Source organism: Ornithinicoccus hortensis, from assembly GCF_006716185.1.
Lineage (GTDB): Bacteria > Actinomycetota > Actinomycetes > Actinomycetales > Dermatophilaceae > Ornithinicoccus > Ornithinicoccus hortensis.
In genome coordinates this window covers 1,927,713-1,953,006 of sequence record NZ_VFOP01000001.1, presented here as the reverse complement: position 1 = coordinate 1,953,006, position 25,294 = coordinate 1,927,713, and the positions used below count along the sequence as shown (strand labels likewise).

Annotated in this window: 27 protein-coding genes and 1 other RNA gene; 8 read left to right on the top strand and 20 right to left on the bottom strand. The window is 70.9% G+C overall.

What is annotated here, in order from left to right; translation table 11 throughout:
- Positions 1-47: 47 nt before the first annotated feature.
- The 4 genes from gltX to FB467_RS09030 form a co-directional block, all read right to left on the bottom strand.
- Positions 48-1,598, bottom strand: coding sequence for a glutamate--tRNA ligase (gltX, locus tag FB467_RS09045; RefSeq protein WP_141784807.1), 1,551 nt, complete (start codon positions 1,596-1,598; stop codon positions 48-50).
- Between the two features lie 41 nt (positions 1,599-1,639).
- Positions 1,640-2,224, bottom strand: coding sequence for a DUF2017 family protein (locus FB467_RS09040; protein ID WP_141784806.1), 585 nt, complete (start codon positions 2,222-2,224; stop codon positions 1,640-1,642).
- A complete protein-coding gene (clpS, locus tag FB467_RS09035) occupies positions 2,225-2,476 on the bottom strand; it encodes an ATP-dependent Clp protease adapter ClpS (protein WP_228393091.1) in 252 nt (83 codons plus the stop codon).
- A 105-nt stretch (positions 2,477-2,581) separates the two neighbouring features.
- Positions 2,582-3,313 (bottom strand): sulfite exporter TauE/SafE family protein, encoded by a 732-nt coding sequence (locus FB467_RS09030; RefSeq protein WP_211350580.1) that lies wholly within the window; start codon positions 3,311-3,313, stop codon positions 2,582-2,584.
- A 23-nt stretch (positions 3,314-3,336) separates the two neighbouring features.
- On the opposite strand from FB467_RS09030, the gene FB467_RS09025 reads away from it, so the two are divergent.
- Both FB467_RS09025 and FB467_RS09020 read left to right on the top strand, forming a co-directional pair.
- Positions 3,337-4,671, top strand: a complete 1,335-nt coding sequence (locus FB467_RS09025; protein ID WP_141784804.1) for a nicotinate phosphoribosyltransferase — start codon at positions 3,337-3,339, stop codon at positions 4,669-4,671.
- Between the two features lie 51 nt (positions 4,672-4,722).
- A complete protein-coding gene (locus FB467_RS09020) occupies positions 4,723-5,328 on the top strand; it encodes an isochorismatase family protein (RefSeq protein ID WP_141784803.1) in 606 nt (201 codons plus the stop codon).
- Positions 5,329-5,355: 27 nt separating this feature from the next.
- Here FB467_RS09020 and FB467_RS09015 read toward each other — a convergent pair whose 3' ends face one another.
- The gene (locus tag FB467_RS09015; protein WP_141784802.1) at positions 5,356-6,657 is read right to left on the bottom strand and encodes a homogentisate 1,2-dioxygenase; all 1,302 of its coding nucleotides are present in this window, start codon (positions 6,655-6,657) and stop codon (positions 5,356-5,358) included.
- A 79-nt stretch (positions 6,658-6,736) separates the two neighbouring features.
- On the opposite strand from FB467_RS09015, the gene FB467_RS09010 reads away from it, so the two are divergent.
- Positions 6,737-7,618 carry a hypothetical protein gene (locus tag FB467_RS09010; RefSeq protein ID WP_141784801.1) on the top strand — a complete coding sequence of 294 codons (882 nt, stop codon included), beginning with the start codon at positions 6,737-6,739 and terminating at the stop codon, positions 7,616-7,618.
- 51 nt (positions 7,619-7,669) lie between these two features.
- Positions 7,670-8,893: a fumarylacetoacetase gene (fahA, locus tag FB467_RS09005; protein WP_141784800.1), complete on the top strand. Its 1,224-nt coding sequence runs from the start codon at positions 7,670-7,672 to the stop codon at positions 8,891-8,893.
- A 47-nt stretch (positions 8,894-8,940) separates the two neighbouring features.
- On the opposite strand, the gene FB467_RS09000 is transcribed toward fahA, so the two are convergent.
- The 8 genes from FB467_RS09000 to FB467_RS08965 form a co-directional block, all read right to left on the bottom strand.
- Complete coding sequence (locus FB467_RS09000; protein ID WP_141784799.1) at positions 8,941-9,372, bottom strand: hypothetical protein; 432 nt, start codon at positions 9,370-9,372, stop codon at positions 8,941-8,943.
- 2 nt (positions 9,373-9,374) lie between these two features.
- Positions 9,375-10,298, bottom strand: a complete 924-nt coding sequence (locus FB467_RS08995; protein WP_141786568.1) for an RDD family protein — start codon at positions 10,296-10,298, stop codon at positions 9,375-9,377.
- A gap of 82 nt (positions 10,299-10,380) precedes the next feature.
- On the bottom strand, positions 10,381-11,079 hold the full coding sequence (locus tag FB467_RS08990) for an IclR family transcriptional regulator (protein WP_141784798.1): 699 nt from the start codon (positions 11,077-11,079) through the stop codon (positions 10,381-10,383).
- A 49-nt stretch (positions 11,080-11,128) separates the two neighbouring features.
- Positions 11,129-12,883, bottom strand: coding sequence for a DEAD/DEAH box helicase (locus FB467_RS08985; protein ID WP_141784797.1), 1,755 nt, complete (start codon positions 12,881-12,883; stop codon positions 11,129-11,131).
- A gap of 141 nt (positions 12,884-13,024) precedes the next feature.
- Positions 13,025-13,321 (bottom strand): DUF3039 domain-containing protein, encoded by a 297-nt coding sequence (locus FB467_RS08980; RefSeq protein ID WP_141786567.1) that lies wholly within the window; start codon positions 13,319-13,321, stop codon positions 13,025-13,027.
- A gap of 68 nt (positions 13,322-13,389) precedes the next feature.
- Positions 13,390-13,953: a YqgE/AlgH family protein gene (locus FB467_RS08975; RefSeq protein WP_141784796.1), complete on the bottom strand. Its 564-nt coding sequence runs from the start codon at positions 13,951-13,953 to the stop codon at positions 13,390-13,392.
- Positions 13,950-14,390 carry a VanZ family protein gene (locus FB467_RS08970; RefSeq protein ID WP_141784795.1) on the bottom strand — a complete coding sequence of 147 codons (441 nt, stop codon included), beginning with the start codon at positions 14,388-14,390 and terminating at the stop codon, positions 13,950-13,952. The genes FB467_RS08975 and FB467_RS08970 overlap by 4 nt, the downstream gene beginning before the upstream one ends.
- Positions 14,374-15,924, bottom strand: coding sequence for an NAD-dependent malic enzyme (locus tag FB467_RS08965; RefSeq protein WP_141784794.1), 1,551 nt, complete (start codon positions 15,922-15,924; stop codon positions 14,374-14,376). Before FB467_RS08965 ends, FB467_RS08970 begins: the two co-directional genes overlap by 17 nt.
- Before the next feature lie 103 nt (positions 15,925-16,027).
- Between FB467_RS08965 and trxA the strand changes: the two genes are divergently transcribed.
- Positions 16,028-16,396 carry a thioredoxin gene (gene trxA / locus FB467_RS08960; RefSeq protein ID WP_141784793.1) on the top strand — a complete coding sequence of 123 codons (369 nt, stop codon included), beginning with the start codon at positions 16,028-16,030 and terminating at the stop codon, positions 16,394-16,396.
- 126 nt (positions 16,397-16,522) lie between these two features.
- Positions 16,523-17,434: a glycosyltransferase gene (locus FB467_RS08955; RefSeq protein ID WP_141784792.1), complete on the top strand. Its 912-nt coding sequence runs from the start codon at positions 16,523-16,525 to the stop codon at positions 17,432-17,434.
- 476 nt (positions 17,435-17,910) lie between these two features.
- Here FB467_RS08955 and FB467_RS08950 read toward each other — a convergent pair whose 3' ends face one another.
- The 3 genes from FB467_RS08950 to ssrA all read right to left on the bottom strand — a co-directional run bounded on the left by FB467_RS08950 (position 17,911) and on the right by ssrA (position 19,889).
- Complete coding sequence (locus FB467_RS08950; RefSeq protein WP_141784791.1) at positions 17,911-19,080, bottom strand: hypothetical protein; 1,170 nt, start codon at positions 19,078-19,080, stop codon at positions 17,911-17,913.
- Positions 19,059-19,280 carry a hypothetical protein gene (locus tag FB467_RS08945; protein WP_141784790.1) on the bottom strand — a complete coding sequence of 74 codons (222 nt, stop codon included), beginning with the start codon at positions 19,278-19,280 and terminating at the stop codon, positions 19,059-19,061. The genes FB467_RS08950 and FB467_RS08945 overlap by 22 nt, the downstream gene beginning before the upstream one ends.
- A 242-nt stretch (positions 19,281-19,522) precedes the next feature.
- Positions 19,523-19,889, bottom strand: a transfer-messenger RNA (tmRNA) gene (ssrA, locus tag FB467_RS08940).
- 156 nt (positions 19,890-20,045) lie between these two features.
- Here ssrA and FB467_RS08935 point away from each other — a divergent pair.
- Positions 20,046-20,561, top strand: a complete 516-nt coding sequence (locus FB467_RS08935) for a hypothetical protein (RefSeq protein ID WP_141784789.1) — start codon at positions 20,046-20,048, stop codon at positions 20,559-20,561.
- 3 nt (positions 20,562-20,564) lie between these two features.
- Here FB467_RS08935 and smpB read toward each other — a convergent pair whose 3' ends face one another.
- The 4 genes from smpB to ftsE all read right to left on the bottom strand — a co-directional run bounded on the left by smpB (position 20,565) and on the right by ftsE (position 24,250).
- Positions 20,565-21,041, bottom strand: coding sequence for an SsrA-binding protein SmpB (smpB, locus tag FB467_RS08930; RefSeq protein ID WP_141784788.1), 477 nt, complete (start codon positions 21,039-21,041; stop codon positions 20,565-20,567).
- A gap of 89 nt (positions 21,042-21,130) precedes the next feature.
- A complete protein-coding gene (locus FB467_RS08925) occupies positions 21,131-22,609 on the bottom strand; it encodes a M23 family metallopeptidase (RefSeq protein ID WP_141784787.1) in 1,479 nt (492 codons plus the stop codon).
- Between the two features lie 19 nt (positions 22,610-22,628).
- Entirely contained in the window at positions 22,629-23,552 is a 924-nt protein-coding gene (ftsX, locus tag FB467_RS08920) for a permease-like cell division protein FtsX (protein ID WP_141784786.1), read from the bottom strand.
- The gene (gene ftsE, locus FB467_RS08915) at positions 23,549-24,250 is read right to left on the bottom strand and encodes a cell division ATP-binding protein FtsE (protein ID WP_141784785.1); all 702 of its coding nucleotides are present in this window, start codon (positions 24,248-24,250) and stop codon (positions 23,549-23,551) included. Before ftsE ends, ftsX begins: the two co-directional genes overlap by 4 nt.
- Positions 24,251-24,484: 234 nt before the next feature.
- Here ftsE and FB467_RS08910 point away from each other — a divergent pair, with 234 nt between their 5' ends.
- Entirely contained in the window at positions 24,485-25,291 is an 807-nt protein-coding gene (locus FB467_RS08910; protein WP_228393083.1) for a L,D-transpeptidase family protein, read from the top strand.
- Positions 25,292-25,294 lie beyond the last annotated feature (3 nt).

Here is a 25,294-nt window from a genome sequence, read left to right as displayed (position 1 = left end):
GCTGCTCACGGCTCTGGGACGCCGCGTCCGGCCCGGACGGTTCCCGGTCAGTCCGACGTGGCGGCCAGCTCGTCACGCAGGCGCGTCAGCCGTGCCATCGTCGAGGCCTTGCCGAGGATCTCCATCGACTCGAACAACGGCGGGGAGACGCGGGCCCCCGAGACGGCCGTGCGCAGCGGGCCGAAGGCCAACCTGGGCTTGATCCCCAGACCGTCGACCAGCGCCTCGCGCAGCGCCGTCTCGATGCGCTCGGTGGTCCACTCCACGCCCTCCCCCAACGGGGTGCCGGCGGTGCCGTCGATCGGGTCCAGGACCGCCAGCGCCGCCGTCAGCACCTGCTCCGCGGTGTCCTTCAGCTGGCCGCGGGCGTCCTCGGCGATCTCTAGGTCGGCGTCGCCGGTGTAGAACGGCGCGATGAGCGGCACGGCCTCCGTCAGCGTCACGATCCGGGTCTGCACCAGCTCGGTGACGGCCCGCAGCCGGCCCAGCTCGGGCAGCGTCGGCTGCGGCCCGAGCACCCCGGCGTCCTGCAGGAAGGGCAGCAGCCGGCTGGCCAGCTCCCCGACCTCGAGCTCCCGGATGTAGTGGCCGTTGAGCCAGTTGAGCTTCTCCAGGTTGAAGATCGGGCCGACCGTGTTGACCTTGGCCCAGTCGAAGCGCTCGGTGAACTCGGCGAAGTCGAAGACCTCGCGCTCCACCTGCTGTCCGTCCTCGCCCCGCTCGATCACCGGCGGGTAGCCGAGCAGTGCCAGGAAGTTCAGCAGCGCCTCGGGCAGGTAGCCCTGCTCGCGGAACCAGGTGAGCCGGGCCCACGGGCTCTTGCGCTTGGAGATCTTGGCCTTCTTCTCATCCCGCAGCAGCGGCATGTGCGCGAACGCCGGCTCGGGCAGCCCGAGCCACTGGTAGAGCAGCACGTGCTTGGGCGTGCTGGAGATCCACTCCTCGCCACGCACCACGTGGGTGATCCCCATCTCGTGGTCGTCGACCACGACGGCCAGGTGGTATGTCGGGAAGCCGTCCGCCTTCAGGATCACCTGGTCGTCGGGTCGGGGTGCGGACACCTCGCCACGGATCAGGTCGGTGAACGTCGTCGGGGCGTCGTCCGGGATCAGCATCCGCACCACCGGCGTCTCGCTGTAGCCGGGCAGCTGCGCCCGCTCCTCGGCCGTCTTCCCCAGGCACATCCGGTCGTAGCCGGTGGGCTGCTTGAGCGCCTGCTGGCGCTCCCGCATCTCCTTCAGGCGCTCCCCCGTGCACCAGCAGTGGTAGGCCTTGCCCTCGGCCAGCAGCCGCTCGACATACGGGCGGTAGGTGTCCAGCCGCTCGGACTGGCGGTAGGGCGCATACGGCCCGCCGATGTCCGGCCCCTCGTCCCAGCCCAGCCCCAGCCAGTGCAGGGTGTCGAAGATCTGCTGCTCGCTGTCGGCCTGGTAGCGGGCGCGGTCGGTGTCCTCGATCCGGAGGACGAACTGTCCCCCCTGCTGGCGGGCGAAGGCCAGGTCGAACATGGACATGTAGGCCGTGCCGACGTGCGGGTCCCCCGTGGGCGAGGGCGCGACGCGCAGGCGGACGGGACGGGAGGTCGTGGAGTCGCTCATGGTGCGACCGAGTCTAGGCCCGGCGCCGACGCCGCCGACGCTCAGTCCATCAGGGCCAGCGTCACCGTCTCCTGCAGCCAGGTGAGGAAGTCGTAGTAGGCCATCTGCTGGGCGACGGCGGGGTCCAGGTCCTCCTCGCCGGACAGGGCCCGTTCCAGCGCGGTGTGCAGCCGGTCGGAGTCCTCGTCGGTGCGCAGCCCCAGGCGCTCCCCCAGGATCAGCCGGACATCGGTGAGCGCCACGGACAGCGCCCGGGCCTGGTCCAGGTCGAGGTCGACCTTCGGCGGCGCGGCCGCGTCGAGGGCGGCGATGGCCGTGGCCAGGTTCGCGGCCTTGCGGGAGCGGAGGTTGTGCTCGGTGAGCCGGCGGAACTCGGCGGCCTGGTCGGTGTCGGTCCGGTGCGCCGGGGGCAGCAGCCGGCGCAGGGCCGGGTCGCTGGGCTCGGTGGGGTCCGGGTCGGACTCGCCCAGCCCGGCGATCAGGTCCAGGAACGGGTCACCGGTGCCCTCCCGCTCCGGGGCGACGAAGTCGCGGGTGAGGGTCAGCAGGTGGACCACGACGAGGATCTCCTCGGCATCCATCCTGCCGACCACCCGCTGCCCCTCGCGGTGAAACGCCTTGGCCACTCAGTCGTCCTTCTGGAAGGTGGCCCACAGGCCGTAGGAGTGCATCGCCTCGGTGTCCGCCTCAACCTTCTCCCGGGTGCCGTGGGACACCGCCGCTCGGCCCTCCTGGTGGACCTGCATCATCAGCGTCTCGGCCTTCGCCCGGGAGTAGCCGAAGTGGGTCTGGAACACCCAGGTGACGTAGGACATCAGGTTGACCGGGTCGTTCCAGACCAGGGTCACCCAGGGGACGTCGGCCTCCGGGCGGTCCAGGACCGCGACCTGCCCGGCCTCCTGCGGACCGGGGCTCGCGGGGCCGCTCGGCGGCACAGGGACGTCGGTGGACACGACGCCCACTCTACGGCCGGCCGGGCGGCCTCATCCCGCGAGGCTGCGCACCAGCAGGGCCAGCGCCGACGCGGCACAGACCAGCAGCATGGTGCTGCGGATCCGCATCGGGGAGACCCGCCGACCCAGGTGCCGGGAGAGCCACAGGCCGCCGAGGAGGAACGGCGTGAACAGGACGGCGAGCCAGAACTCCCGGGCGTGCAGCTGCCCGCTGATGCCCAGGCCGGACAGGCTGAACACGGCGCCGAGCACGAAGTACACCGCCAGGGTGCTGCGGATCTGGGTCGGGGTCCGGTGCTGGTAGAGGATCGCCATCGGGGGGCCACCGATCGAGGTCGCGGTGGAGGTGACGCCCGAGATGGTCCCGGCCCCGAGGAGGCTGGTGCGGCTGATCGGCACGGTCACCGTGCGCCAGGTGAGCAGCACCGCCAGGAGCACCATCACCCCGACCGCCACCGAGAGCGCCCGCTCGGTGAACACCATGACCAGCCAGACCCCGAGCACCGTCCCGGGGATGCGGGCCGGCAGCGCCCAGGCCAGCCCCCGCCAGTCGATCTGCTCCCGGTTGCTGGCCAGCTGCAGGCTCGGCAGCAGGGCCGCGGCCCACAGCAGCACGCCCGGCATCAGCTCCGGGGCGACCAGGGTGGCGATGGGCGCACCGACGAGGCCGAGGCCCAGCCCCACCAGCCCCTGGACCGTGGTCCCGGCGAACAGGGCCACCGCAATCACCAGGAGCGCCCACACCTGTACCCCGAGAATCACCGACTCACCCTAGAGTGCTGCGGGTGACCGAACTGAACAGCCCGCGCACCTCCCTGCTCACCGACCACTACGAGCTGACCATGATCCAGGCGGCCCTGGCCGCCGGGACCGCTCACCGACGCAGCGTGTTCGAGGTCTTCGCCCGAAGGCTGCCGCACGGCCGCCGCTACGGCGTGGTCGCCGGCACGGGACGGTTCCTGGAGGAGCTGGCCGATTTCACCTTCGGCGGGGCCGAGCTGGACTTCCTGCGGCGGACCGGGGTGGTGGACGAGCCGACCCTGGAGTTCCTGGCGGACTACCGGTTCTCCGGCGACATCTGGGGGTATGCCGAGGGTGAGTGCTTCTTCCCCGGCTCGCCGGTGTTGGTGGTCGAGTCCACGTTCGCCGAGGGGGTCGTGCTCGAGACGCTGGCCCTGTCGATCCTGAACCACGACTCCGCGGTGGCCGGGGCCGCCTCGCGGATGACCGCGGCGGCGGACACCCGGCCGTGCCTCGAGATGGGGTCGCGGCGCACCCACGAGTGGTCCGCGGTGAGCGCGGCCCGCGCCGCCTACATCGCGGGCTTCACCGCCACCTCCAACCTGGAGGCGGGACGGTCGTTCGGCGTGCCGACGATGGGCACCGCCGCGCACTCCTTCACGCTCCTGCACGACCAGGAGCGGGACGCCTTCCGGGCCCAGCTGGACAGCCTGGGCCTGAAGACCACGCTGTTGGTGGACACCTACGACGTCACGGCCGCCGTCGAGCTCGCGGTCGAGCTGGCCGGTCCCGAGCTCGGCGGGGTCCGGCTCGACTCCGGGGACCTGGTCGAGCAGGCCCACGAGGTGCGCAGGCAGCTGGACGGGCTCGGCGCGACCGGGACCCAGATCGTGGTCACCTCCGACCTGGACGAGTACGCTATCGCCGCGCTGCAGGCGGCTCCGGTGGACGCCTACGGCGTGGGGACCAAGGTGGTCACCGGGTCGGGTGCACCGGCGGCGGGCATGGTCTACAAGCTGGTCGCCCGGGAGAACTGCGAGGGCGTGATGGAGGGCGTGGCCAAGGCCAGCAAGGACAAGGTCTCGGTCGGCGGCCGCAAGTTCGCCCTCCGGCGCCGCAATGCCACGGGCGTCGCGGAGGCGGAGGTGCTCGGGATCGGGACCGTGCCGGAGGACGACGGCGACGACCGGCTGCTCCTGGCGGAGCTGGTCCGCCAGGGCACCGTGGTGGCCCCCACCGACGCCGAGACCGCCCGGGAGCACCACGCGATGTCCCGGGCCGAGCTGCCGACGCGGGCTCACCGGCTGTCCCCCGGGGACCCGGCCATCCGCACCCTCTACCAGGACGAGCGGTCGCGGGCCGAAGTCGAGGACGACTGACCGTCCCGGGACGGCCAGGTCGTCGGCGCCGTTCCGGTCTACGGTGGGGACATGGCCAGGGCACTGATCATCGTCGACGTCCAGAACGACTTCTGTGAGGGAGGCTCCCTCGCCGTCACCGGTGGGGTGGAGGTCGCGTCGGCGATCGCCCGCTACGCGACGGGGCACCGGGAGGGGACGGACCGGCCGGCCCCGGCATACGACCACGTCGTCGCGACGGCGGACTGGCACATCGACCCGGGCGACCACTGGTCGGACGATCCGGACTTCGTGGACTCCTGGCCGGTGCACTGCCAGGTCGGGACGCCGGGCGCGGGCTTCCGCCCGGAGCTGGCGCCCGCCCTGGAGCGGGTGGAGGCGGTGTTCCGCAAGGGCCAGTACGAGGCGGCCTACAGCGGTTTCGAGGGGGCAGCCGAGGTGGACGGCGCCGCGGTCGGCCTGGCCGACTGGCTCAGGCAACGGTCGGTGGAGGCGGTCGACGTCGTCGGCATCGCCACCGACCACTGCGTGCGCGCCACGGCGCTCGACGCCGCCAGGGAAGGCTTCGAGACCACCGTCCTGCGCGACCTCACCGCCGGGGTCGCGGCCGAGTCCACCGAGGCGGCGATCCAGGAGCTGCGGGCCGCCGGCGTCACCGTCGGCACCTCGTCCGCCTGACCCCGAACCTGCGGGGTCCCGGGGCGCTCAGCTGGTGCTGAACACCTCGCCGCTGCCGGGGTTGTCCCCGTCGGGACCCTGCGGGTTCAGCCCCTTGATCCAGGACCGGGCGTAGAGCCCGTCGTCGACCGCCCGACCCGCCTCACCGAGCTCCAGCGGCCGGAAGGTGTCGACCATGACCGCGAGCTCGTCGAAGTAGTCCACGCCGATCGACTTCTCGGTGGCCCCCGGTTGCGGCCCGTGGGCGTGCCCACCGGGGTGCACCGAGATGGAGCCCTTGCCGATGCCCGAGCCCTTGCGCGCCTCGTAGTCGCCGTCGACGTAGAACATGATCTCGTCGGAGTCGACGTTGGAGTGGTAGTACGGCACGGGGATCGACAGGGGGTGGTAGTCGACCTTGCGCGGCACGAAGTTGCAGATCACGAAGTTGTAGCCCTCGAAGACCTGGTGGACGGGCGGCGGCTGGTGCACCCGCCCGGTGATCGGCTCGAAGTCGGCCACGTTGAACACGTACGGGTAGAGGCAGCCGTCCCAGCCGACCACGTCGAGCGGGTGGTAGGGGTAGGTGTAGGCGGTGCCGACCAGGCCCCCGGACGAGTGCTCCCCGGACCCGCGGTGCTTGATCAGCACCTGGGTGTGGGCCGCGGCGTCCTCCCCGACGTCCTCGGCCAGCAGGGGCCCGTCCGGCCCGCGCAGGTCGCGCTCGCAGTAGGGCGCGTGCTCCAGCAACTGGCCGAACCGGCTCAGGTAGCGCTTGGGCGGGGTGATGTGGCTGTTCGCCTCGATGGCGTAGGCGCGCAGCGGCTCCGCGAAGCCCTCGTCCCCCTCGACCACGGGGATCCAGCGGTGGGTGGTGGCGCGCGGGATCATCATGTAGTCGCCCTGGGCGACCTCGAACGCCCCGAAGACCGTCTCGACCCGCGCGGCCCCCCGCTCGATGTAGACGCACTCGTCGCCGATGCCGTTGCGGTACCACGGGCTCACGGTGTCGGCCACGACATACAGCAGCCGGACGTCGCCGTTGCCGAGGACCAGCCGCCGGCCGGTGACGACGTCGACGCCCTGGCGCTCCTCCTCGGATGCGAACAGGTCGTGCAGCTTCAGGTGGCGCGGCGTGATCGGGTGGTTCGGCACGGTCGCCATGTCGCCCAGGTCCCAGACCGCCGCGTCGGCGATGGCCGAGGGGATGTTGCGGTGGTACAGCAGCGAGGAGTCGGAGGAGAAGCCCTCTTCGCCCATCAGCTCCTCGTAGTACAGCTCCCCCTCTGGGGTGCGGTGCTGGGTGTGCCGCTTCGGCGGGACGTTCCCCACGCTGCGGTAGTGGGCCATGGCTCGCTCCTGGATCTGCGCGTCCGATTACCGGACACGAGTGTCTCCGGCTCTCTCACCATGCAGTAGCCTGCCGATCGTGTCAACGAGGACCCCGACCCAGGCCGAGCACCACACCGAGCGGTCCCTCTTCGCCCGGCTGATCGACGACGCCGCGGTGTTCCCGCCGGGGTCGGCGGCCGTCGACACCGCCGTGTCGGACTACCTGGCACGGCGACGCGGGCCGTATGCCGACCTGGTGGGTCCGCTGTTGATCCCCGCCTCCGCGGCGGCCCAGTTGCTCGAGGTGATGGGCCAGACCCCCGTGCGCCGGCCCCTGCCGGTCGTGCTGATCGCCCGCCCCGGCACCTCGCTGGACCAGGTCGAGATCGCGCTCAGCATCCTGCGCGGCACCGGGGGCATCACCCTGGTCGGGCTCGAGGTCGCCCACCAGCCGGACTGGTCCCACGCGCTGCGCCACGACCTCCCCCTCGCGGTCGAGGTCGGCCGCGACCCCCAGGGACAGCGCGCGGCCCTCGCCTCGTTGGCCAGCGCCACCGACCAGTCCGTGGACCTGCGCGCCAAGCTGCGCACCCAGTCGGCCGGGGACCTCCCGCCACCGACCGCGCAGGAACTGGCCGGCTTCCTGCTCGGCTGCCTGCGTCTCGACCTCCCGTTCAAGTTGACCGGCGGGCTGCACCACGCCGTCGCGCGGACGGTGGACCTGCCCGACGGCCGCACCGAGGAGCAGCACGGTGCGCTCAACGTCCTGCTCGCGACCCACCGCGGCATGACCGGCCACGAGGTCGACGACCTCGTCGAGACGCTGCTGGTCCGGGACCCGGACACCCTGGTGGAGTCGCTCAGCGCGCTCACCGACGAGGAGGTCGGCGCGACGCGCAGCCGGTTCACCTCCTACGGTTGTTGCGGTGTGCTCGACCCCGTCGGGGAGTTCCACGAGCTCGGCCTGATCGGCGACTGAGCACCGCACGACCACCACCTGTCCCCCACGGCACGAGGAGCCCGACCACCGATGACCGCCACCTGGCCCGACCTTCCCGCCGACCACCCCTACGGGACCGAGCACCTGCCCTACGGGGTGTTCAGCACCGGCGCCGCACCCGACCGCCGCAGCCTCGGCATCCGGATCGGGGACCACGTGCTGGACCTGGGGGCGGCCGCCACGGCCGCCGGGACGGAGTGGGCGGACACCGTCTCCGGTGGATCGCTCGACCCGCTCCTGGCCGCCGGCCGGGCCACCTGGTCCGCGGTGCGCGCCTGGGCCCGTCAGGCACTGACCGACCCGGCCTCCCGGGGCGCGGTCGAGCCCCACCTGCACCCGGTGGACGGGATCACCCTGCACCTGCCGTTCCGGGTCGCCGACTACGTCGACTTCTACGCGAGCGAGCACCACGCCACGAACGTCGGCCGGATCTTCCGCCCCGACGGGGACGCGCTCACCCCCAACTGGAAGCACCTCCCGATCGGCTACCACGGCAGGTCCTCCACGGTGGTCGTCTCCGGCACCGACATCGTCCGACCGACCGGCCAGCGCAAGGGCCCGAACGACCCGGCACCGGTCTTCGGCCCGAGCGTCAAGCTCGACATCGAGGCCGAGGTCGGCTTCGTCGTCGGGGGCGCCACCGAGGTGGGCTCCCGGGTCGGCGTCGACGAGGCCGCGGACCACCTGTTCGGCGTCGCCCTCTTCAACGACTGGTCGGCCCGGGACATCCAGGCCTGGGAGTACGTGCCGCTCGGCCCGTTCCTGGGCAAGTCCTTCGCGTCCTCGATCGCCGCCTGGATCACGCCCCTGGAGGCCCTCTCCGCCGCCCGGGTGCCGCTGCCCGGCCAGGACCCGACCCCGCTGGACTACCTGCGCGGCAGCGAGGGGTCCGCGTTCGGCCTGGACCTCGACCTCGAGGTGAGGTTGAACGGCACCCTGGTCTCCCGCCCGCCCTACCGGACGATGTACTGGTCCCCCGCCCAGATGCTGGCGCACCTGACCGTCAACGGCGCAGCCCTGTCCGACGGCGACCTGTTCGCCTCCGGCACGGTGTCCGGGACCGACCCCGCCAGCCGGGGGTCGCTGCTCGAGCTGACCTGGAACGGCACCGAACCGATCACCCTCGAGGACGGCTCCACCCGGTCCTTCCTGGAGGACGGCGACACCGTGACGATCTCGGCCAGTGCCCCGGGACCGGACGGGTCCCGGATCGGCCTGGGCGAGGTCTCCGGGACCATCCGCCCGGCCGTCTGAGGAAGCCGACCGGGCCGACCGTGGGTGGGCGGCTGCCCGCCCACGGCCTACAGGTGGTCGGGGACGACGAAGTTCTCCGGGTCGTCCGGGTCGCGCCGCACCGGCATCGCAGCGAGCGCGGCCCGGACGAAGGCCACCGTGGACGCCACCAGTGCGGCCCGCTTGCGGTCCGAGAGCTTCTCCCAGGCGCCCTCCCGCCGGGCCTCGACCTGGTGGCGGACCACGCCCTCGGCGGCCTCGCCGAGTTCCTGCTCGGTGAACTCCGGACGGGCACCGACCACGGGACGCTCGGGCAGGGCGGTGAGGGCCGGCAGCACCACCTCGCCCGCCGCGGCCCGGTACTGGTACTTCTTCAGCGCCGGGGCGTCCTCCCACGCCGTGTCCGCGTCCTTGCGGCGCCACGGCGGGCTGCTGGCCGCCATCGTGAGCCGGGCCGCGGCCTCGACCGCGGCGGTCAGCTCCCGCTCGGTGAACTGCATCGTCAGCGCTTGCGCACGACGTTCGTCTTGGCGACCTTGTCGTGAATGGCCTGCTTGTTGGGGTCCCACAGCGGCCACAGCCCGTTGAGGATGGTGAACAGGCCGGCCAGCGTGCCAAGGAAGTTCTGCCCGCTGATCAGGCTCGGGCCGGACCAGATGGCACCGCGGATGGCCGCGGTGGCCCAGGGCAACGGCCCGGGCTGGTCCCGCAACCGCACCCGCAGGCCGGCGACCAGCTTGCCCACCGTCGCCCCGACGTACTTCAGCATCAGGATCTCGTAGGCCAGTCCGAGGACGCCGGAGAAGATGCCCACCTTGAGCAGGTCGGAGTTGATGCTCTCCGGGACGGCCGGGGTCACCGTGGAGCCCGCCTCCGCCGCGTCGAACACCGAGTCCAGCCACTGCCCCATGTTGTCCATCAGGTCGGGCGCGACCACGGTGAACGCGAGGCCACCGATCACGACGCCCATCAGGATCGCGTCGATGATGCGCGCGAGCAGCCGCATCCACCACCCGGCCAGCGGCTGACCGTCCGGGGTCGTCGGGCCACCGGCCCCCGCATACGCACCGCCGCCGGGCATCGGGGTCCCCCAGGCGCCCTGCTGCCCGTAGCCTTGCTGGCCCTGCTGGCCGTATGGCGCCTGCTGGCCCTGCCCGTACCCCTGCTGCCCATAGCCCTGCTGGCCCTGCTGGCCGTAGGGCGCCTGCTGGCCCTGCCCGTACCCCTGCTGCCCATAGCCCTGCTGGCCCTGCCCGTATCCCTGCTGACCCGGCGCACCGGCCTGCGGAGGGGGTGAGCCGATCGAGGAGTCACCCAGGTCCGGCTTGTGCTTGGGGCTGGTGTGGTTCGTCCACTGCACCCCGTCCCAGTAACGCATGATCTGTGGATCCTGCGGATCGTCGTACCAACCTGCCTCACGTGTCATGGTCCAAGAGTGTCACGCGGAGCACCCGAAACCGGAACGGGCCACCGCGGACGCCGTCCGTGTCCCCGGGACGACCCACCTGCTACGGACGGCCCGCGTCCTGGGCGGCTTCTCCCGCCCCGAGGGCAAGCGCCACCCGGCTGGCCGCGGCACGGACCGCCGCCGCCACCTCCGCCCCCTCTAGCGACCCCATGGACACCAGGCCCACGGACGCCTCCAGCCCCGGGATCCCCAGCACCGGGACCGCGACGCCGTAGGCCCCCGACTGGAGCTCGCCGTGGGTCAGGACGGTCTCGTCCAGCCCCTCCCGGCCGGCGAGGACCGCACGCCCTGCCGCACCCTGGGTGAGCGCGTGACGGGTCCCCACCCGGTAGGCCACGTGGAAGTCGGTCCAGCTCGGTTCGACCACCACCAGCGCCACCGCCTCCGCCCCCTCGACGATGGTCAGGTGGGCGGTCGCGCCCGCCGTGTCGGCCAGGTCGCGCAGCACCGGACGGGCCGCCTCCACCAGCATCGGTCGCACCGCGACGGACAACCGGGTGAGCCCCACCCCCAACCGGACCCGCCCGTCCTGGCTGCGGCTCACGAAGTCCCGGGCCACCAGGGTCGCGACGAGTCGGTAGACCACGGCGCGCCCGACCCCGAGGCGGCCGGCCAGCTCGCTGATCGTCAGGCCCCCGTGTCCGGTGGGTCCCCCGAGCAACTCCAGGATCTGCAGGCCGCGGTCGAGCGTCTGGGCGGTCTCCGGACCGGTCGCGCCCCGCGGCGCCGGCACGTTCATCCCGGCACGGTAGCAATGCCCGGCCGCAGCCGCGCGGCATCGGGATGGGTCAGCGCCGTCCCACGATCCACCGGCGGATGGTCTCGACCCGCTGGGTCACCTGCTCGGTCGTGGCGGTGGCCAGCTCCGGGCCCCCGCAGGATCGCCGGAGCTCGGCGTGCACCACGGCGTGCGGTTGACCCGACTTCCGGGCATATGCCGAGACCAGGGTGTTGAGCTCCTTGCGGTGCTGGGCCAGCGCCCGGTGGGCGGAGACCCGGGCCGCGGCCTCCCGGCCGCCACCGTTGCGTTGCTGCTTGCGCTGCCGCTCCCGCAGCAGGTGGCTCATCTGGTCCGGCTCGAGCAGTCCCGGCAGTCCGAGGTAGTCCTGCTCCTCCTCGCTGCCGGGCATGGCCCCCATCCCGAACTGTTGGGCGTCGAAGAGCACGTGGTCGAACTCGGCGTCGGACTGCAGCGCCTCGAAGCTGCCCGTGGAGTCCATCGCCTGCTCCGCCGCCTGGGCCCGCGCGAGCAGGTCCTCCTCGGGGGCCCAGATCCCCTCATCGCCCTCCTCCGCCCGGCCCTTGCGGTCCAGCGCGTGGTCCCGCTCCAGCTCCAGGTTCGCCGCGTGCTGCAGGATCAGCGGCACGCTGGGCAGGAAGACCGAGGCGGTCTCGCCGCGGCGCCTGGCCCGGACGAACCGGCCGATCGCCTGGGCGAAGAACAGGGGCGTCGACGTGGAGGTGGCGTACACCCCGATGCACAGCCGGGGGACGTCCACCCCCTCGGACACCATCCGGACGGCCACCATCCAGCGCGCGTCGCCGTCGGAGAACTCCTCGATCCGGCGGGACGCCCCCGCGTCGTCGGAGAGCACCACCGCCGGCTTCTCCCCGCAGATGGCCTCCAGCTGCTTGGCGTATGCGCGGGCCGAGGACTGGTCGGAGGCGATCACCAGGCCCCCGGCGTCGGGCACGTGGTGGCGCACCTCGGTGAGCCGCTTGTCCGCCGCGTGCAGAACCGACGGGATCCACTCCCCGGCCGGGTCCAGGGCCGTCCGCCAGGCGTGCGCGGTCAGGTCCTTGGTCAGCGGCTCCCCCAGCCGCGCCTCCACCTCGTCGCCTGCCTTGGTCTTCCAGCGCATGTTGCCGCCGTAGGCCAGGAACAGGACCGGGCGCACCACCCCGTCCCGCAACGCCTCGGCATACCCGTAGGTGTAGTCGGCGCTGGAGCGCAGGGTCGCCTGCTCGTCCAGCTCGTACCGCACGAACGGGATCGCCGCCGTGTCGGACCGGAACGGCGTGCCGGTCAGCGCGAGCCGTCGCGTGGCCGGCTCGAACGCCTCCCGGATCGCGTCCCCCCAGCTCAGCGCGTCGCCGCCGTGGTGGATCTCGTCGAGGATGACCAGGGTGGGCGCGGCCTCGGTCCGGGCCCGGTGCAGCATCGGCTTGCTGGCCACCCCGGCATACGTCACGGCCACGCCCTGGAAGTCCGCGCTGTGCCGGCCCTGGGCGTTGGCGAACTTGGGGTCGATCGCGATCCCCACCTTGGCCGCGGCCTCGGCCCACTGGGTCTTCAGGTGCTCCGTGGGCGCCACGATGGTGATCCGCTCGACCACGCCCCGGTCCAGCAGTTCCGTCGCGACCCGCAGCGCGAAGGTCGTCTTTCCGGCCCCGGGTGTGGCGACCGCCAGGTAGTCGCGGGGCTGCTCGGTCAGGTAGGTCCCGAGCGCCGCGGCCTGCCAGGCGCGCAACTTGGGCGCGGTCCCCCACGGCGCGCGTGCGGGATAGGCGGGAGGCAGGTGGGAGGCGGCGGAAGTGGACATCGCCGCTCAGGATAGAAAACTTCCGGCGCCGACATGCCGGGGGGCGGTTGCCGGCCCGACCGACGTGGACCGTGTTATAGGCCGGGCGAGAAGGTCAGCGTCGGGCGGCCCGAGGCCGTGGTGCCGGGCCGTCCGACGGGGCTACTCCCCGCCGTCCTGCGGGGCCCGCAGACCCTCGTAGATCTCCTTGCAGGCCGGGCAGACCGGGAACTTCTTGGGATCGCGACCGGGCACCCACACCTTGCCGCAGAGCGCCACGACCGGGTCGCCGCTGAGGGCGCTCTCCATGATCTTCTCCTTGCGCACATAGTGCGCGAAGCGCTCGTGGTCACCCGGCTCGCTCAGCCGCGGGTCGGTGCGGGTGTCCTCCCGCTCGAGCACGGCCGTGCGCGTCGACGGGGCCGTGGGCGCCTCCGGCGCGTCCAGCGGCTCGGACATGGCGGTGATCTGGGTGCGCTCGTCCATGGGTCCAGTCTAGGACCCGGCCCCCGGGCGGGGGCGTGACCTCAGTTCAGCTCCGGCGTATCGGTATGCGTGGCCACCAGCGAGAGCGTGTCGCGCTGTCGGACCAGGATGTCGCGCCACAACCCGGACGTGTCGGGCTGGAACGGGTCGCGCGGCTCGCACGCCACGACGTACCAGGCACCATCGCGCAACTCCTGGTCGAGTTGCCCGGGCGACCACCCGGCATACCCCACGAAGATCCGCAGTCCCGCGATCTCGGGGGTCACCACCGGCGGCGGCGCGTCCAGGTCGACCAGCCCCAGTCCGCCGAACAGCAGGGACACGCCCAGCAGGTCATCGGTGGCGTCGCCGGGCACGCTGACCAGGCCCATCGCGGTGTCCATACCCACCGGGCCACCCTGGAAGAGCATCCCGGGTGCGGTGACGTGGGGTTGCCACTCGGGGAGCACGGCCGCGACCTCGGCCTCCGTCGGGGAGTTCAGCACCAGACCGTGGGCCCCCTCCTCGTCGTGGTGCAGCACCAGCACGACGCTGCGCCGGAAGAAGTCCCCCGTGAGCGGTGTCGCGACGAGTAGTTGCCCGGCCGTGGAGGTATGCGGACTCACCCGTCCCCCCGCAGGGCGCGTTCGGCCTCGGCCGGGTGGAGGGAGGTCGACCGTCGGGTGCGCCGGAGCAGCACGGAGGCCACCACCACGCCGAGCACGATCCCGACGAGGTCGGCGACCAGGTCCCAGGGGTCGGCCACCCGGGAGGTGGTGAGCCAGGCCTGCAGCGGCTCCGACAGCAGGGCGTGGGCCACGACGACCCCGACCGCCCACGGGCGTCGCAGGAGGGCGGCGAGCCCCGCGGGCACGCCGAAGATCAGCAGGTGGGCGACTTTGTCGTCGTAGGGGAAGTAGGGCTCACCGGATCCCGTGCTCAGGTAGAGCAGGTACACCTGGGCCAGCAGGAGGAGCCAGAACAGGCACCAGCCCAGCAGCCGGAGCGGTCGCCCGACCGTCGACTGCTCCGTCGGGAGGGGCGTCTCAGTCCGACTCGGCATGCTGCTCGGCCTCGGCCGCAGCCCGGGTCCGGCTGGACCGGTCGTTCAGCGACCGGCCCAGGGACAGCGGCCCGACCACCTCGACCTCCCCGTCCGGGGAGGGGGTGGAGAGCAGCTCCTCGACCGTCTCCTGACCCGCCCGGGCGACGTCGGCCACCGCCTTGGCCACGGCCTTGGTCACCCGGGAGTTGAACACGCTGGGGATGATGTAGGTCGGGTTCCGCTCGTCGTCGCCCACCACGTCGCCGAGCGCGATGGCCGCGGCGAGCAGCATCTCGTCGGTGATCTTGTCCGTCTGCGCGTCCAGCAACCCGCGGAAGACCCCCGGGAAGACGAGCACGTTGTTGATCTGGTTGGCGAAGTCGCTGCGCCCCGTGGCGACCACGGTCGCGTGCTGGGCCGCCGCCGTGGGATCCACCTCGGGCACCGGGTTGGCCATCGCGAAGACGATGGCGTCGTCGTTCATGTTGGCGATGTCGTCCCCGGTGAGGATGTCGCCGGCGCTGACCCCGATGAAGACGTCGGCGTCGACGACGGCGTCCCGGACCGTCCCGGTGAGCCCGGCCTCGTTGGTCTGCGAGGCGATCCAGGCCATGGTGCTGTTGTCGCCGCTGGCGATGTCCTCCCGGTGCGGGTGCAGGATGCCGTGGAAGTCGCTGACGACGACATTGCGCGCACCGGCGCGCAGCAGCAACCGCAGGATCGCGGTGCCGGCCGCCCCGGCCCCGGAGAGCACGATCTTGACCTCGGACAGCTCCTTGTTCACCACTCGGAGCGCGTTGCGCAGGGCGGCGACGGTCACGATGGCCGTGCCGTGCTGGTCGTCGTGGAAGACCGGGATGTCCAGCTCGTCCCGGAGCCTGGCCTCGACGTAGAAGCAACGCGGGGCCGAGATGTCCTCCAGGTTGATCCCCGCGAAACCGGGAGCGATCGCCTTCACGATGCGCACGATCTCGTCGGCGTCCTGGGTGTCCAGGCAGATCGGGAAGGCGTCGATGTCGGCGAACCGCTTGAACAGGGCGGCCTTACCCTCCATTACCGGCATCGCGGCGAGCGGCCCGATGTCCCCCATCCCCAGCACGGCGGTGCCGTCGGTGACCACGGCGACCGTGTTGCGCTTGATGGTCAGCCGGCGGGCGTCCTCGGGGTTGTCGACGATGGCCTGGCAGACCCGGGCGACCCCCGGGGTGTAGACCAGCGACAGGTCGTCCCGGTTGCGGATCGGCAGCTTGGACTCCACGCTCAGCTTGCCGCCCAGGTGCACCAGGAAGGTGCGGTCACTCACCTTGTGGATCTGCACGCCGGTCACCGACCGCATCGCCTCCACGACCTGCGGGGCGTGGTCCGCGCCGCGGGTGGAGACGGTCAGGTCGGCCCGCAGCCGCTCGGTGCCGGACTCGGTGATGTCCACGGCCGTGACCATCCCGCCCGCCTCCTCGACCGCGATCGAGATCTCGCTGACCGCGGTGGCGCGGGCCGGGAGCTCCAGGCGGACGGTGATCGAGTTGGACACGGACGGCGCGGCGGGAGACATGGTCCCCATTCTGTCCCAACCCCACGGTCGTCCGTGCCACGTGCCGGGTGGCGCGTCGCGCCCCTCGGGAATCTCCGGGGCGGGTCCGGTGGTTGACGCCTGCATGAGCACCGTGGAACTGACGACCGAGAACCTCGACCGGACCCTCGACGAGAACCCCATCGTCCTGGTCGACTGGTGGGCCTCCTGGTGCGGACCCTGCCGCGCCTTCGCCCCCGTCTACGAGGAGGCGTCCGAGCAGCACACCGACGTGGTCTTCGGCAAGATCGACACCGAGGCGCAGCAGGAGCTGGCCGCGGGCGCCCAGATCACCTCCATCCCCACGATCATGGCCTTCCGGGAGGGCGTGCTGCTGTTCGCGCAGCCCGGCGCGCTGCCCAAGGCCTCCCTGGAGGAGCTCATCCAGCAGGTGCGGGACGTCGACATGGAGGACGTGCGCGCGAAGTTGGCCGCCGCCGAGAGCGACGCCTGACCCCCCAGCGCGAGCAGCGCCCCCGATCACCTGGGCTCCGGCGCGCGCCGACCTCCCTCTCCGTGCCACGATGAGTCACGAAACACCAGCAGGGCTCGACGAGCGTGACGAGGGGGTACGGATCCGGTGAGCGCCCACATCCGGCACCGCCTGCGCCGTGCCGCCACGCAGTTGACCGCCAGGGCTCGTCGGGACCCACCGGAGGACGAGGCCCCCAGTTTCTTCGGCGTCACCCGGTTCAGCGTGTACCGCCCCGACGGGGCCGCCTGGAAGCTGACCCGCAACACCGATGACGCCGACGCCTACCGGGAGCAGTTGTGGTCCCCGGAGCGGATGCGCCCCCGCTGCGACATCTTCCTCACCCTGACCCTGCCGCTCCTGCAGCGGATGTCCGAACGGCACACCTACCGCCACGTCGTGATGTATTCCGAGCAGATGCCGGACCCGTGGCGCTCGGAGCTGTTCGCGGCGGCCGAGCAGTACCCCGTGCTGTGCCTGCAGGAGAACGCGCGCGGGGAGACCGCCAACCCGACCGTCGAGGAGCTGCTCGCCGCCGAGGACCGCCCGTCCCGGACCGTCGTGCGCTTCCGGCTCGACGACGATGACATCCTCGCGGTGGACTACCTCGACCGGATCGCTGCCTTCGCGACGCCGAACGACCGTGGTCGCTCGGTGAGCCTGGCCGCGGGTTACTCCGGCCTCTACGACCGGGGGACGGTCCGCCAGGTGCGGGCAGCCCGGCGCCTCTTCGGCGCCCAGGGGCTCGCCGCGATCGGGCACTACGACGCGGCCGCAGGGGAACTGACCCTGCGATCCGGCGCGGGACACCACAAGGTCGATCGTTCGATGCCCACCATCGTGGACTCGCGCCAACCTGCCTTCTTCCAGATGCGGCATACGGGGCAGGACACCCTGTCCGACGCCGACGAGGCGCGGGAGCAGATCGTCCGGGCGCTGGACAAGTTGTCCGAGGTCACCGACCTGTCCGAGGTGCTGCGACGCTTCCCCACGCTCGAGGGACACCTCGAGGACGGCTGAGGGCAGGGGCTGACCGCTGCGCAGTGCTACGGACCCAGGGGTTGGGTTGCGATGAAGGTCGCAAGATCGTTGGGGTCACGGTGCCAGTCATACAAGCCCAGCTAGCTCGTCAGGATCGGCGGGAGTCTGCCCGTAGCCCGGCTGCAGGTTACGCCGGGTGCTGGCGCCGCTTGTCCAGCATCCGCTGGACACTCGCGGAGCGCACAAAGCCGGACGGCACCGTGCGCCGCTCAAGCTGGGCCGAGGCCCTGGTCGACCGGAGGGCTGAACGCCTCAGGGCGGCCCTGCTCACGCTTACGACGCGACACGACACTCACACCCTTCCCGCCCACCAGATCGACAACTCCAGATCTCATCATAGAAACCACCCGGCTCAGCCGGGAAGACAGAACGGAGCCTGCGCAACGCCGTGACCCAACATCGAGAGCTTCACCCCACCGCACGCTTCGACGTAGTAGCCGTGAGGTGGGAGCCCGTCAGCCACCCCGCAATTTGCGAATCAGCGGCGCTCGGGAGTTGCCGGGGTCTCTCGGGATCCTCCACTCCCACAAGAACTGGGTCTTCGCGTTCCTCGGAAGCAGGTTGACTCTTTCGAAGACATCGTCCAGCATCCATCCGTTCAGCGCCGAGCGGTTGAGGCCCTGCTTGCGCGCACTGACGATGTACGCCCAGATTTGCTGGGCGTGCTCGATCTGTCTCTGCGACGATAGTGTGGCCTCAGCGCCCTTCGCCCACTCCGCCAGGTCCTTCTCCAGCTTCTCGAGCTCGGCCAGCAGCATGCCCTTCTCCGGCTCCGGCCTCTTCTCGAGCCCGCTGAACAAATCATCTGTCGGCTCGGCCGGAAGCACGCCAGACTCGCCGCTGCCCTTCTCCCGCTGCTCCTCTTTGACGTCGTTGATCACCTCCGTGGCGACCGCCTTCGCCTCGGCGTCGTCGTCCCCCTCCTCGGAGATCTTGGGCTGCTCTTTGGGGAAGCCGATATGCGACGTGATGTCCCAACTCAAGTGGACGCGGTCGCTCAACTGCGCCTCATAGGCAGGGTTGATGTGCGGCCTTGAGCCGCTCCTCATCCCTGCTTCTCGCATCGCGGTTACTATCCCCATCCAGGGACGCGCGCCGTAGACGGAACTCACGCGGGTTGCCTTGTCCTTCTCGTTAATCTTCTCGAAGCTGATCACCACGGCCGGGTTCTTCGCCCGGGCCATCTGACATGCCACGACGCGCCGCGTGTCGAAACTGTAGACGCGGCCTTTGTACACCCCGATCTTGACGGCGGGCAGCCGGCGCGCGAGTTCGGGGTCCTCCGCGAGCCGGTTGCCGAGGTCGGCGACCTTCCCCTTCGACTTATCCGCGAAGTGCAACTCGATGCCGGGTTGCACCGTCCGCAACTTGAAGGGGTTCAGCCTCCCCTTCTCGGGCAACGCCTCGAACTCCTGCACGGTCAGGATCCGGTCGTCCACAGCGACGTCATCGTGATCTGCGCCGCTGTCGTAACCCGCGTCCTCTTCGACGAGTGTCTCCTTGCCCTCCAGAATTTTCGTGATCTTCGCCTGGGCTTCCGTGATGGTCAGATGCTGTTGGTCACTCTTGTGGAGCGCGAGCGCTATCGCCTTCTCCGCCGCACTCAAGCCCTGATACCACGGCACCTTTCGATGTTCTGGTAGTTGCCGCCTTCCTCCTTGGCCTTGTCATCTTTGTAGATGAGGCGCTGGAGCATCCGCGACGTAGCAGCATTACCGGCCGATCGCTGCAGGACCCGCAGCACGTGCTCCGGCGTCTGCGAAACCGGGGACGCGGCCCTGCGATGCGTCGCCGGCGACGGCTGCCGATAGTTGCGGGTCGACACGCGAACCATGCTAGGCCGCGCCTCCGAACGCGGTCAACGAATACCAGTCGCCGGGCGAAACCGGCGTATTACTCCAACGCTCCACGTGGCATGGTCGGAAGCAACGGGGTCGAGGTGACGGAAGTTTGGCGCCACATGCGAAGACGTGGCCAGCCGTGTCCCAAACACAGAAACCCCCGGACCTGCAGTTTGTGCAGGTCCGGAGGTTTTGTGGCTGCACAGTGTGACGCGCCACCCGCAGGTGGTGGAGGTGGCGGGAATCGAACCCGCGTCCGCTGCCGGGGAATGAGGACTTCTCCGGGTGCAGTGCGCTACGGATTTTCTCGGCCCCAGGGCTCGCACGCACACGTCCCCTGACAGGCCCAGTTGAGTGAGAGTCCCGCGTGATCCCCCAACATGATCACGCAGCAAGTTTCCTAGCTGACGCCAGGCACTGAGTCGGAAACTAGCTCAGGCTGACGGACTTCGTGGCTCGCTCAGGCGGCGAGGGCGAAGTCGGTGCGCTTGGAATCGGCACCTATTGGTTTGCAAGGAACGTTTACGAGATGACCTTGCCTTCTCGACCCGCTTCTCCGCATTGGCCGAACAACGTCGAAACCGATCACCCCCATGGTCGGGGGCACGTCACACTGTGCAGTTGTCAAGATCCGACGGGCCGTGGTGCCGGCCCGTGGAGGACTGAGCCTACCGTGCCAACGCCGGGGTGCTCCACCGCATTCCCGCCGGTGAGCGCGGCGGCGGGACGGTGAACTACATTGTCCCCCCGTGACTACTCCTCCTCCCGCCAACTACGGCTCCACGAACGGCCCTGCCCTGCTCCGCATCCTCTTCATGCTGACGTTCGCCTTCATGGGCGCGTTGGTGATGCTGGCGGTCGTGGCCTACTTCGTCGCGCCGGACGTCGTGCTGCCCCCGGTGTGGGTGAGCCTGGCGCTGCTCGGCGTGCTCGTGGTCGCCATCGGCCTCTCCGAGCTCCTGCTCCGCCGGGCGACCCCGCTGCCCCCCAACGCCACCGGCGGGCAGACCTTCCAGGCGGTGCAGGCCCTGCACCTGCCCCGGATGGCGGTGCTGGAGGCTCCCGCGCTGATCGGTCTGGTCACCATGTTTGCGCTGCCGGACCAGTCCTTCGTGACCTACCTGGTCCCCGCCGTGCCGACGCTGATCGCGATGGGCCTGCTCGTCGTGCCGCACCGGGCGACCCTGGAGCGCTACGCGAAGGTGCTGGACGGCACGGGTGCCCACTCGGGCCTGGCCGACTGGCTGACCGGCAGCACCCGCTGATCCTCAGCCGTGCTGGCGCAGGTGGGCCGACATGGCCCGCTGCGCCTCCATCCGGTCCTGCCGCTCCCGCAGGGTCTGCCGCTTGTCGTGCAGCTTCTTGCCCTTGCCCAGGCCGAGCTCGACCTTGGCCCGGCCGTCCTTGAAGTAGAGCGACAGCGGCACGATGGTGTGACCGGCCTGCTCGGACTTGGCGATGAACTTCTCGATCTCGGCCCGGTGCATCAGCAACTTGCGGCGGCGCCGGGCCGCGTGGTTGGTCCAGGTGCCCTGGGAGTACTCCGGGATGTGGACGCCCTCGAGGTACAACTCCCCCTGGTAGTTCACGGCATACCCGTCGACGATCGTCGCCCGGCCCATCCGCAGCGACTTGACCTCGGTGCCGGTCAGCACCAGGCCGGCCTCCACGGTGTCCTCGATCAGGTACTCGTGGCGCGCCTTCTTGTTGCTCGCGATGAGCTTGCGCCCGCTCTCCCTGGCCATGGCTCCGTCCCTCGTGTATGCCGTTCCTCGAACGGCCCAGGTTAACCGGCCGGGGCCACGCCGACCCAACCGTTATCGGGTGGGGCCGGTCAGAGCCAGCCGCGCGGGTTGACCGGCACGCCGTTCTCCCGCGTCTCGAAGTGCAGGTGGCACCCGGTGGACAGACCAGTCGTCCCGACGTAGCCGATGATGTCGCCGGCCGCGACCGTGCCGGAGGTGCGCTCGTAGCCGCTCAGGTGCAGGTAGCGCGTGGTCAGGTTGACCCCACGCTTCACCCCATGGTCCACGACGATGACGTTGCCGCCGCCGTCGCTGAACCCGGCCGAGATGATCGTGCCGCTGGCCGCGGCCCGGACCGGCAGCCCGCAGGCGATGGCGTAGTCGAGGCCGGCGTGCAGCCGCGGGTAGCCCAGCACCGGGTGCATCCGGTAGCCGAACTCGCTGGAGGTCGGGGCGTTGACCGGTGCCGACAGGGCGCCTGGGTTGGCCGGCGGCGGTGCGGGCTCCGGGGCAGGAGCCGGCTCCGGGGCGGCCGGGGGCGCGGACACGGGGGGTGAGGCCGCAGGGGGTGCCGGGGCCGGTGCCTCCCGGCGCCGGCGCGCCTCCTCCTCGCGCTGGCGCTGCGCCTCTTCCTCGGCCCGCTGCCGCGCCTGTTCGTCGGCGATCCGCTGCTTCTCGGCCTTCTCCTCGACCTCCAGCCCGTACTTCTCCTCGGCGAGCCGGGACAGCTCCTTCTCGAGCTCGTCGGACTCGGCCTGGGCCACGGCCAGGTCCGCCTCGAGCGCCGCCTTCTCCTTCTCCAGCTCGGCCTTGTCCTGCGCCTGCTGCGCCTCCAGCGCCTCCAGGTCGCGGGTGGCCTGCTCGGCGTCGTCGCGGGCCTGCTCCGAGCGCAGCACGTTGGCCTCGGCCTCCGCTAGGAGCAGCGAGATGTCCCGTCGCACCCCGGCGAGCCGGTCCTGCTCGGCGACCTCCTGGGCCTGCTGGGTCATGAGCTCCTGCAGCGTGTTGTCCTGCACCCGCAGCACCGTCCTGGCCCGCGACATGTCGCCGAGCACGTCCTCGCTGCCGGAGAGCACCTCCAGGGTCATCGTCAGGTTGCCCAGGCCGTTGCTCTTGTAGCTCTCGCGGGCGATCGACCCCGCCGCGGCCTGGGTGCTGGCCCGGTCGGCCGCCACCTGGTCCAGGCTGCCCTGAATCTTCTCCTCGTTGGCGTAGGCGAGGGTCAGTTCACCGTCGATCCGCTCGGCCTCCGCCTCGGCGTCGGCCAGCTCCTGCTCCGCGGCAGCGAGGTCGAGCCGGGCCTGCTCGACCTTCGCGGTCGTCGCCTCCAGCTTCTGCTGGGCGGTCACCAGCTCCTTGGAGGTGTGCTCCAGGTCGTGTTCGAGGTCGCCGATCTGTCCCTCGACCTCTCCGTGGGACTCCTGCGCCTCACGTTGCTGACGCTCGACGTCGCTCATCCGGTCCCGGATGTCGTCCAGCCCGAGGGCCGGCCCGGAGAGGGCGAGCAGCCCGCTGAGCGCCAGTGCCGTGGCCGCGCCGAGGCGACGGCGTGTCGTGGGCCGGGTCATCATCGTGTCCTCACCTCGGTCACACCCTTACATGTCGGATCAGGGCCAGCCAGGAGGTCACGATCGCCAGCAGCGCAGCGCCTCCGACCAGGAACGGAACGATGGCCCAGAGGTCGCCGGTGCCGATCAGCCCGATCATCCCGCCCTCCCCGGCGAGCAGATCGGTCAGGAAACCGGCGATCCCGTAGTGGACCATGGCATACAACAACCCCACGGCGAGGGCGGCGCCGAACAGGGTCGCGAGCACCGTCTCGATGATGAACGGGGTGTGGATCGTGAAGGCGGAGGCGCCCACCAGCCGCATGATCGTGGTCTCCCGCCGTCGGCTGTAGGCGGTCAACCGGATCGTGGTGCTGATCAGCAGCACCGAGCAAACGACCATCGCCCCGGCCAGCGCCACCGCGCTGATACTCACGGCGTTGAGGAAGGTGAACAGTTTGTCCACCACCTCCCGCTGGTCCTCGACGCTCTCCACCCCCGGGGCGCCCTCGAAGGCGCTGGCGACGACGTCGTACTTGGTGGGGTCGGACAGCTGCACCCGGAAGCTCTCCGGGATCGATTCCTGCGGGATGTTGTCCAGCACCGGCGAGTTGCGGAACTGGTCGCGGAACCGGTCGTAGGCCTCCTGGTTGGACTCGAACCAGTACTGCTCCACGAGCGGGCTGAGCCCGTCCAGGTCCCGGGCCAGCTGGTCGCGCTGCGCCTCGGTGGCGCCGCCGCCCGCACAGGAGGCGACGTCGCTGTTGTCGGGGGTGCACAGGAAGATCGAGACCTGGACCCGGTCGTACCAGTAGCCCTTGAGCGTGTCGACCTGCCGCTGGGCGAGCAGGCCGCTGCCCAGGAAGAACAACGAGACCATCGTGACCAGCACGACGGAGACGAACATCGAGGTGTTGCGGCGCAGCCCGTTGGCGACCTCCCCGGCGAGGAATCCCAGCCTCATGCCAGCTCCACCTCGACCGCCTCGTACTCCCCCTCGGCCTGGTCGCGGACGACCTGACCGTCGCGCAGCTGGATGACCCGCTTGCGGAACTCGTTGACGATGGTGGTGTCGTGGGTCGCCATCACGACCGTCGTCCCGGCCCGGTTGATCCGGTCCAAGATCGCCACGATCTCCTGGCTGATGCCCGGGTCCAGGTTGCCGGTCGGCTCGTCGGCCAGCAGGATCGTGGGCTTGTTGACCATCGCCCGGGCGATGGCCACGCGCTGCTGCTCACCACCGGAGAGCTCGTTCGGCATCCGCTTGGCCTTGTCGCTGAGCCCCACCAGTTCGAGGGTCTCGGCCACCTGCTGCCGGACCGCGTGGCGCTTGACCCCCAGCACCTGCGGGACGTAGGCGATGTTCTGGGCGACCGTCTTGGTCGAGAGCAGCCGGAAGTCCTGGAAGACGATGCCGACCTGACGGCGCAGGTGCGGGATCTTGCGGTTCGGCAGGGTGGACAGGTCGTGACCGGCCACCAGCACCCGGCCCTTGGTCGCCTCCTGCTCCAGGATGATCAACCGCATCAGCGTGGACTTGCCCGAGCCGGAGGCGCCGACGACGAAGGCGAACTCGCCCCGGGAGATCTCCAGAGTGACGTCCTGCAGCGCCAGGGGGTCGCCCTTGGCGTACCGCATGGTGACGTTCTCGAACGCGATCATCGTGGGAGGCCTCAGTGGTCGGGTCGACCGGCACGGAACTGGGCTCGACCGGCCGGCCGCCTGGGGTCAGGGGGCTCGACCACAGGCACAAGCAGGTTACGTCCGTGACTGGAGTGATTGGTGAATATTGTCTTGCTCGGCGCGCCGACATCCTTTCGCCGCGTCATGACCCGCCTCCACAGCCGGTAGAATCTGCTCGTATAGCACCGGTACTCCCAGGGGGTCAGCACCAGCATGACGGACGCCACCATGTCCCTCACCACCAGCGACGTCGTCGACAGTGACCGCGCCCGCAGCGGGATCCCCCGCCGGCGTCTCGTCTCCGGCGCGCTCGGCGTCGCCGGCGCCCTGGCCATGGCTACCGCGGCCGCCCGTCCCAGCCAGGCCGCCTCCCCGCTGGGTGGGGCCGGCCTGCACACGGTCGTGGGGCTGGGCTCCCGGGCCGCGCACGTGCACCCGCTGCAGCAGGCGCTGTCCCAGAAGGGGTACTGGCTGGGCGAGCCCGACGGGTACTACGGGCACCTGACCCAGCAGGCCGTCTACGCCCTGCAGAAGGCGAACGGCCTGACCCCCGACGGCCAGTTCGGCCGCAACTCCTTCTTCGCGCTGGCCGGGGAGCTCCCCGCGCCGCGCACCCCCGCGCCGGACCTCCCGGGCAACCGCATCCCGCGCGGCGTCCGGATCGAGATCGACCTCGGCGCCCAGCTGCTCAAGGTCATCGAGGGCGGCCGCACCCGCTGGGTGTTCAACACCTCCACCGGCAACGGGCAGCCCTACGACTGGTACGGCCAGACCCTGTCAGCTGTCACCCCGGCCGGGTCGTTCTCCGTCTTCAACACCTACTCCCCCGGTTGGCAGCCCGGCCCGCTCGGCGACCTCTACCGCCCGCAGTACTTCAACGGTGGGATCGCGGTGCACGGCTCGGAGTACATCCCGCCGTGGGCCGACTCCCACGGCTGCGCCCGCGTCTCGGTCGCCGCGATGGACATGTTCTGGGAGACCGGGACGATGACCATGGACACCCCGGTCACCGTCGTCTGACCG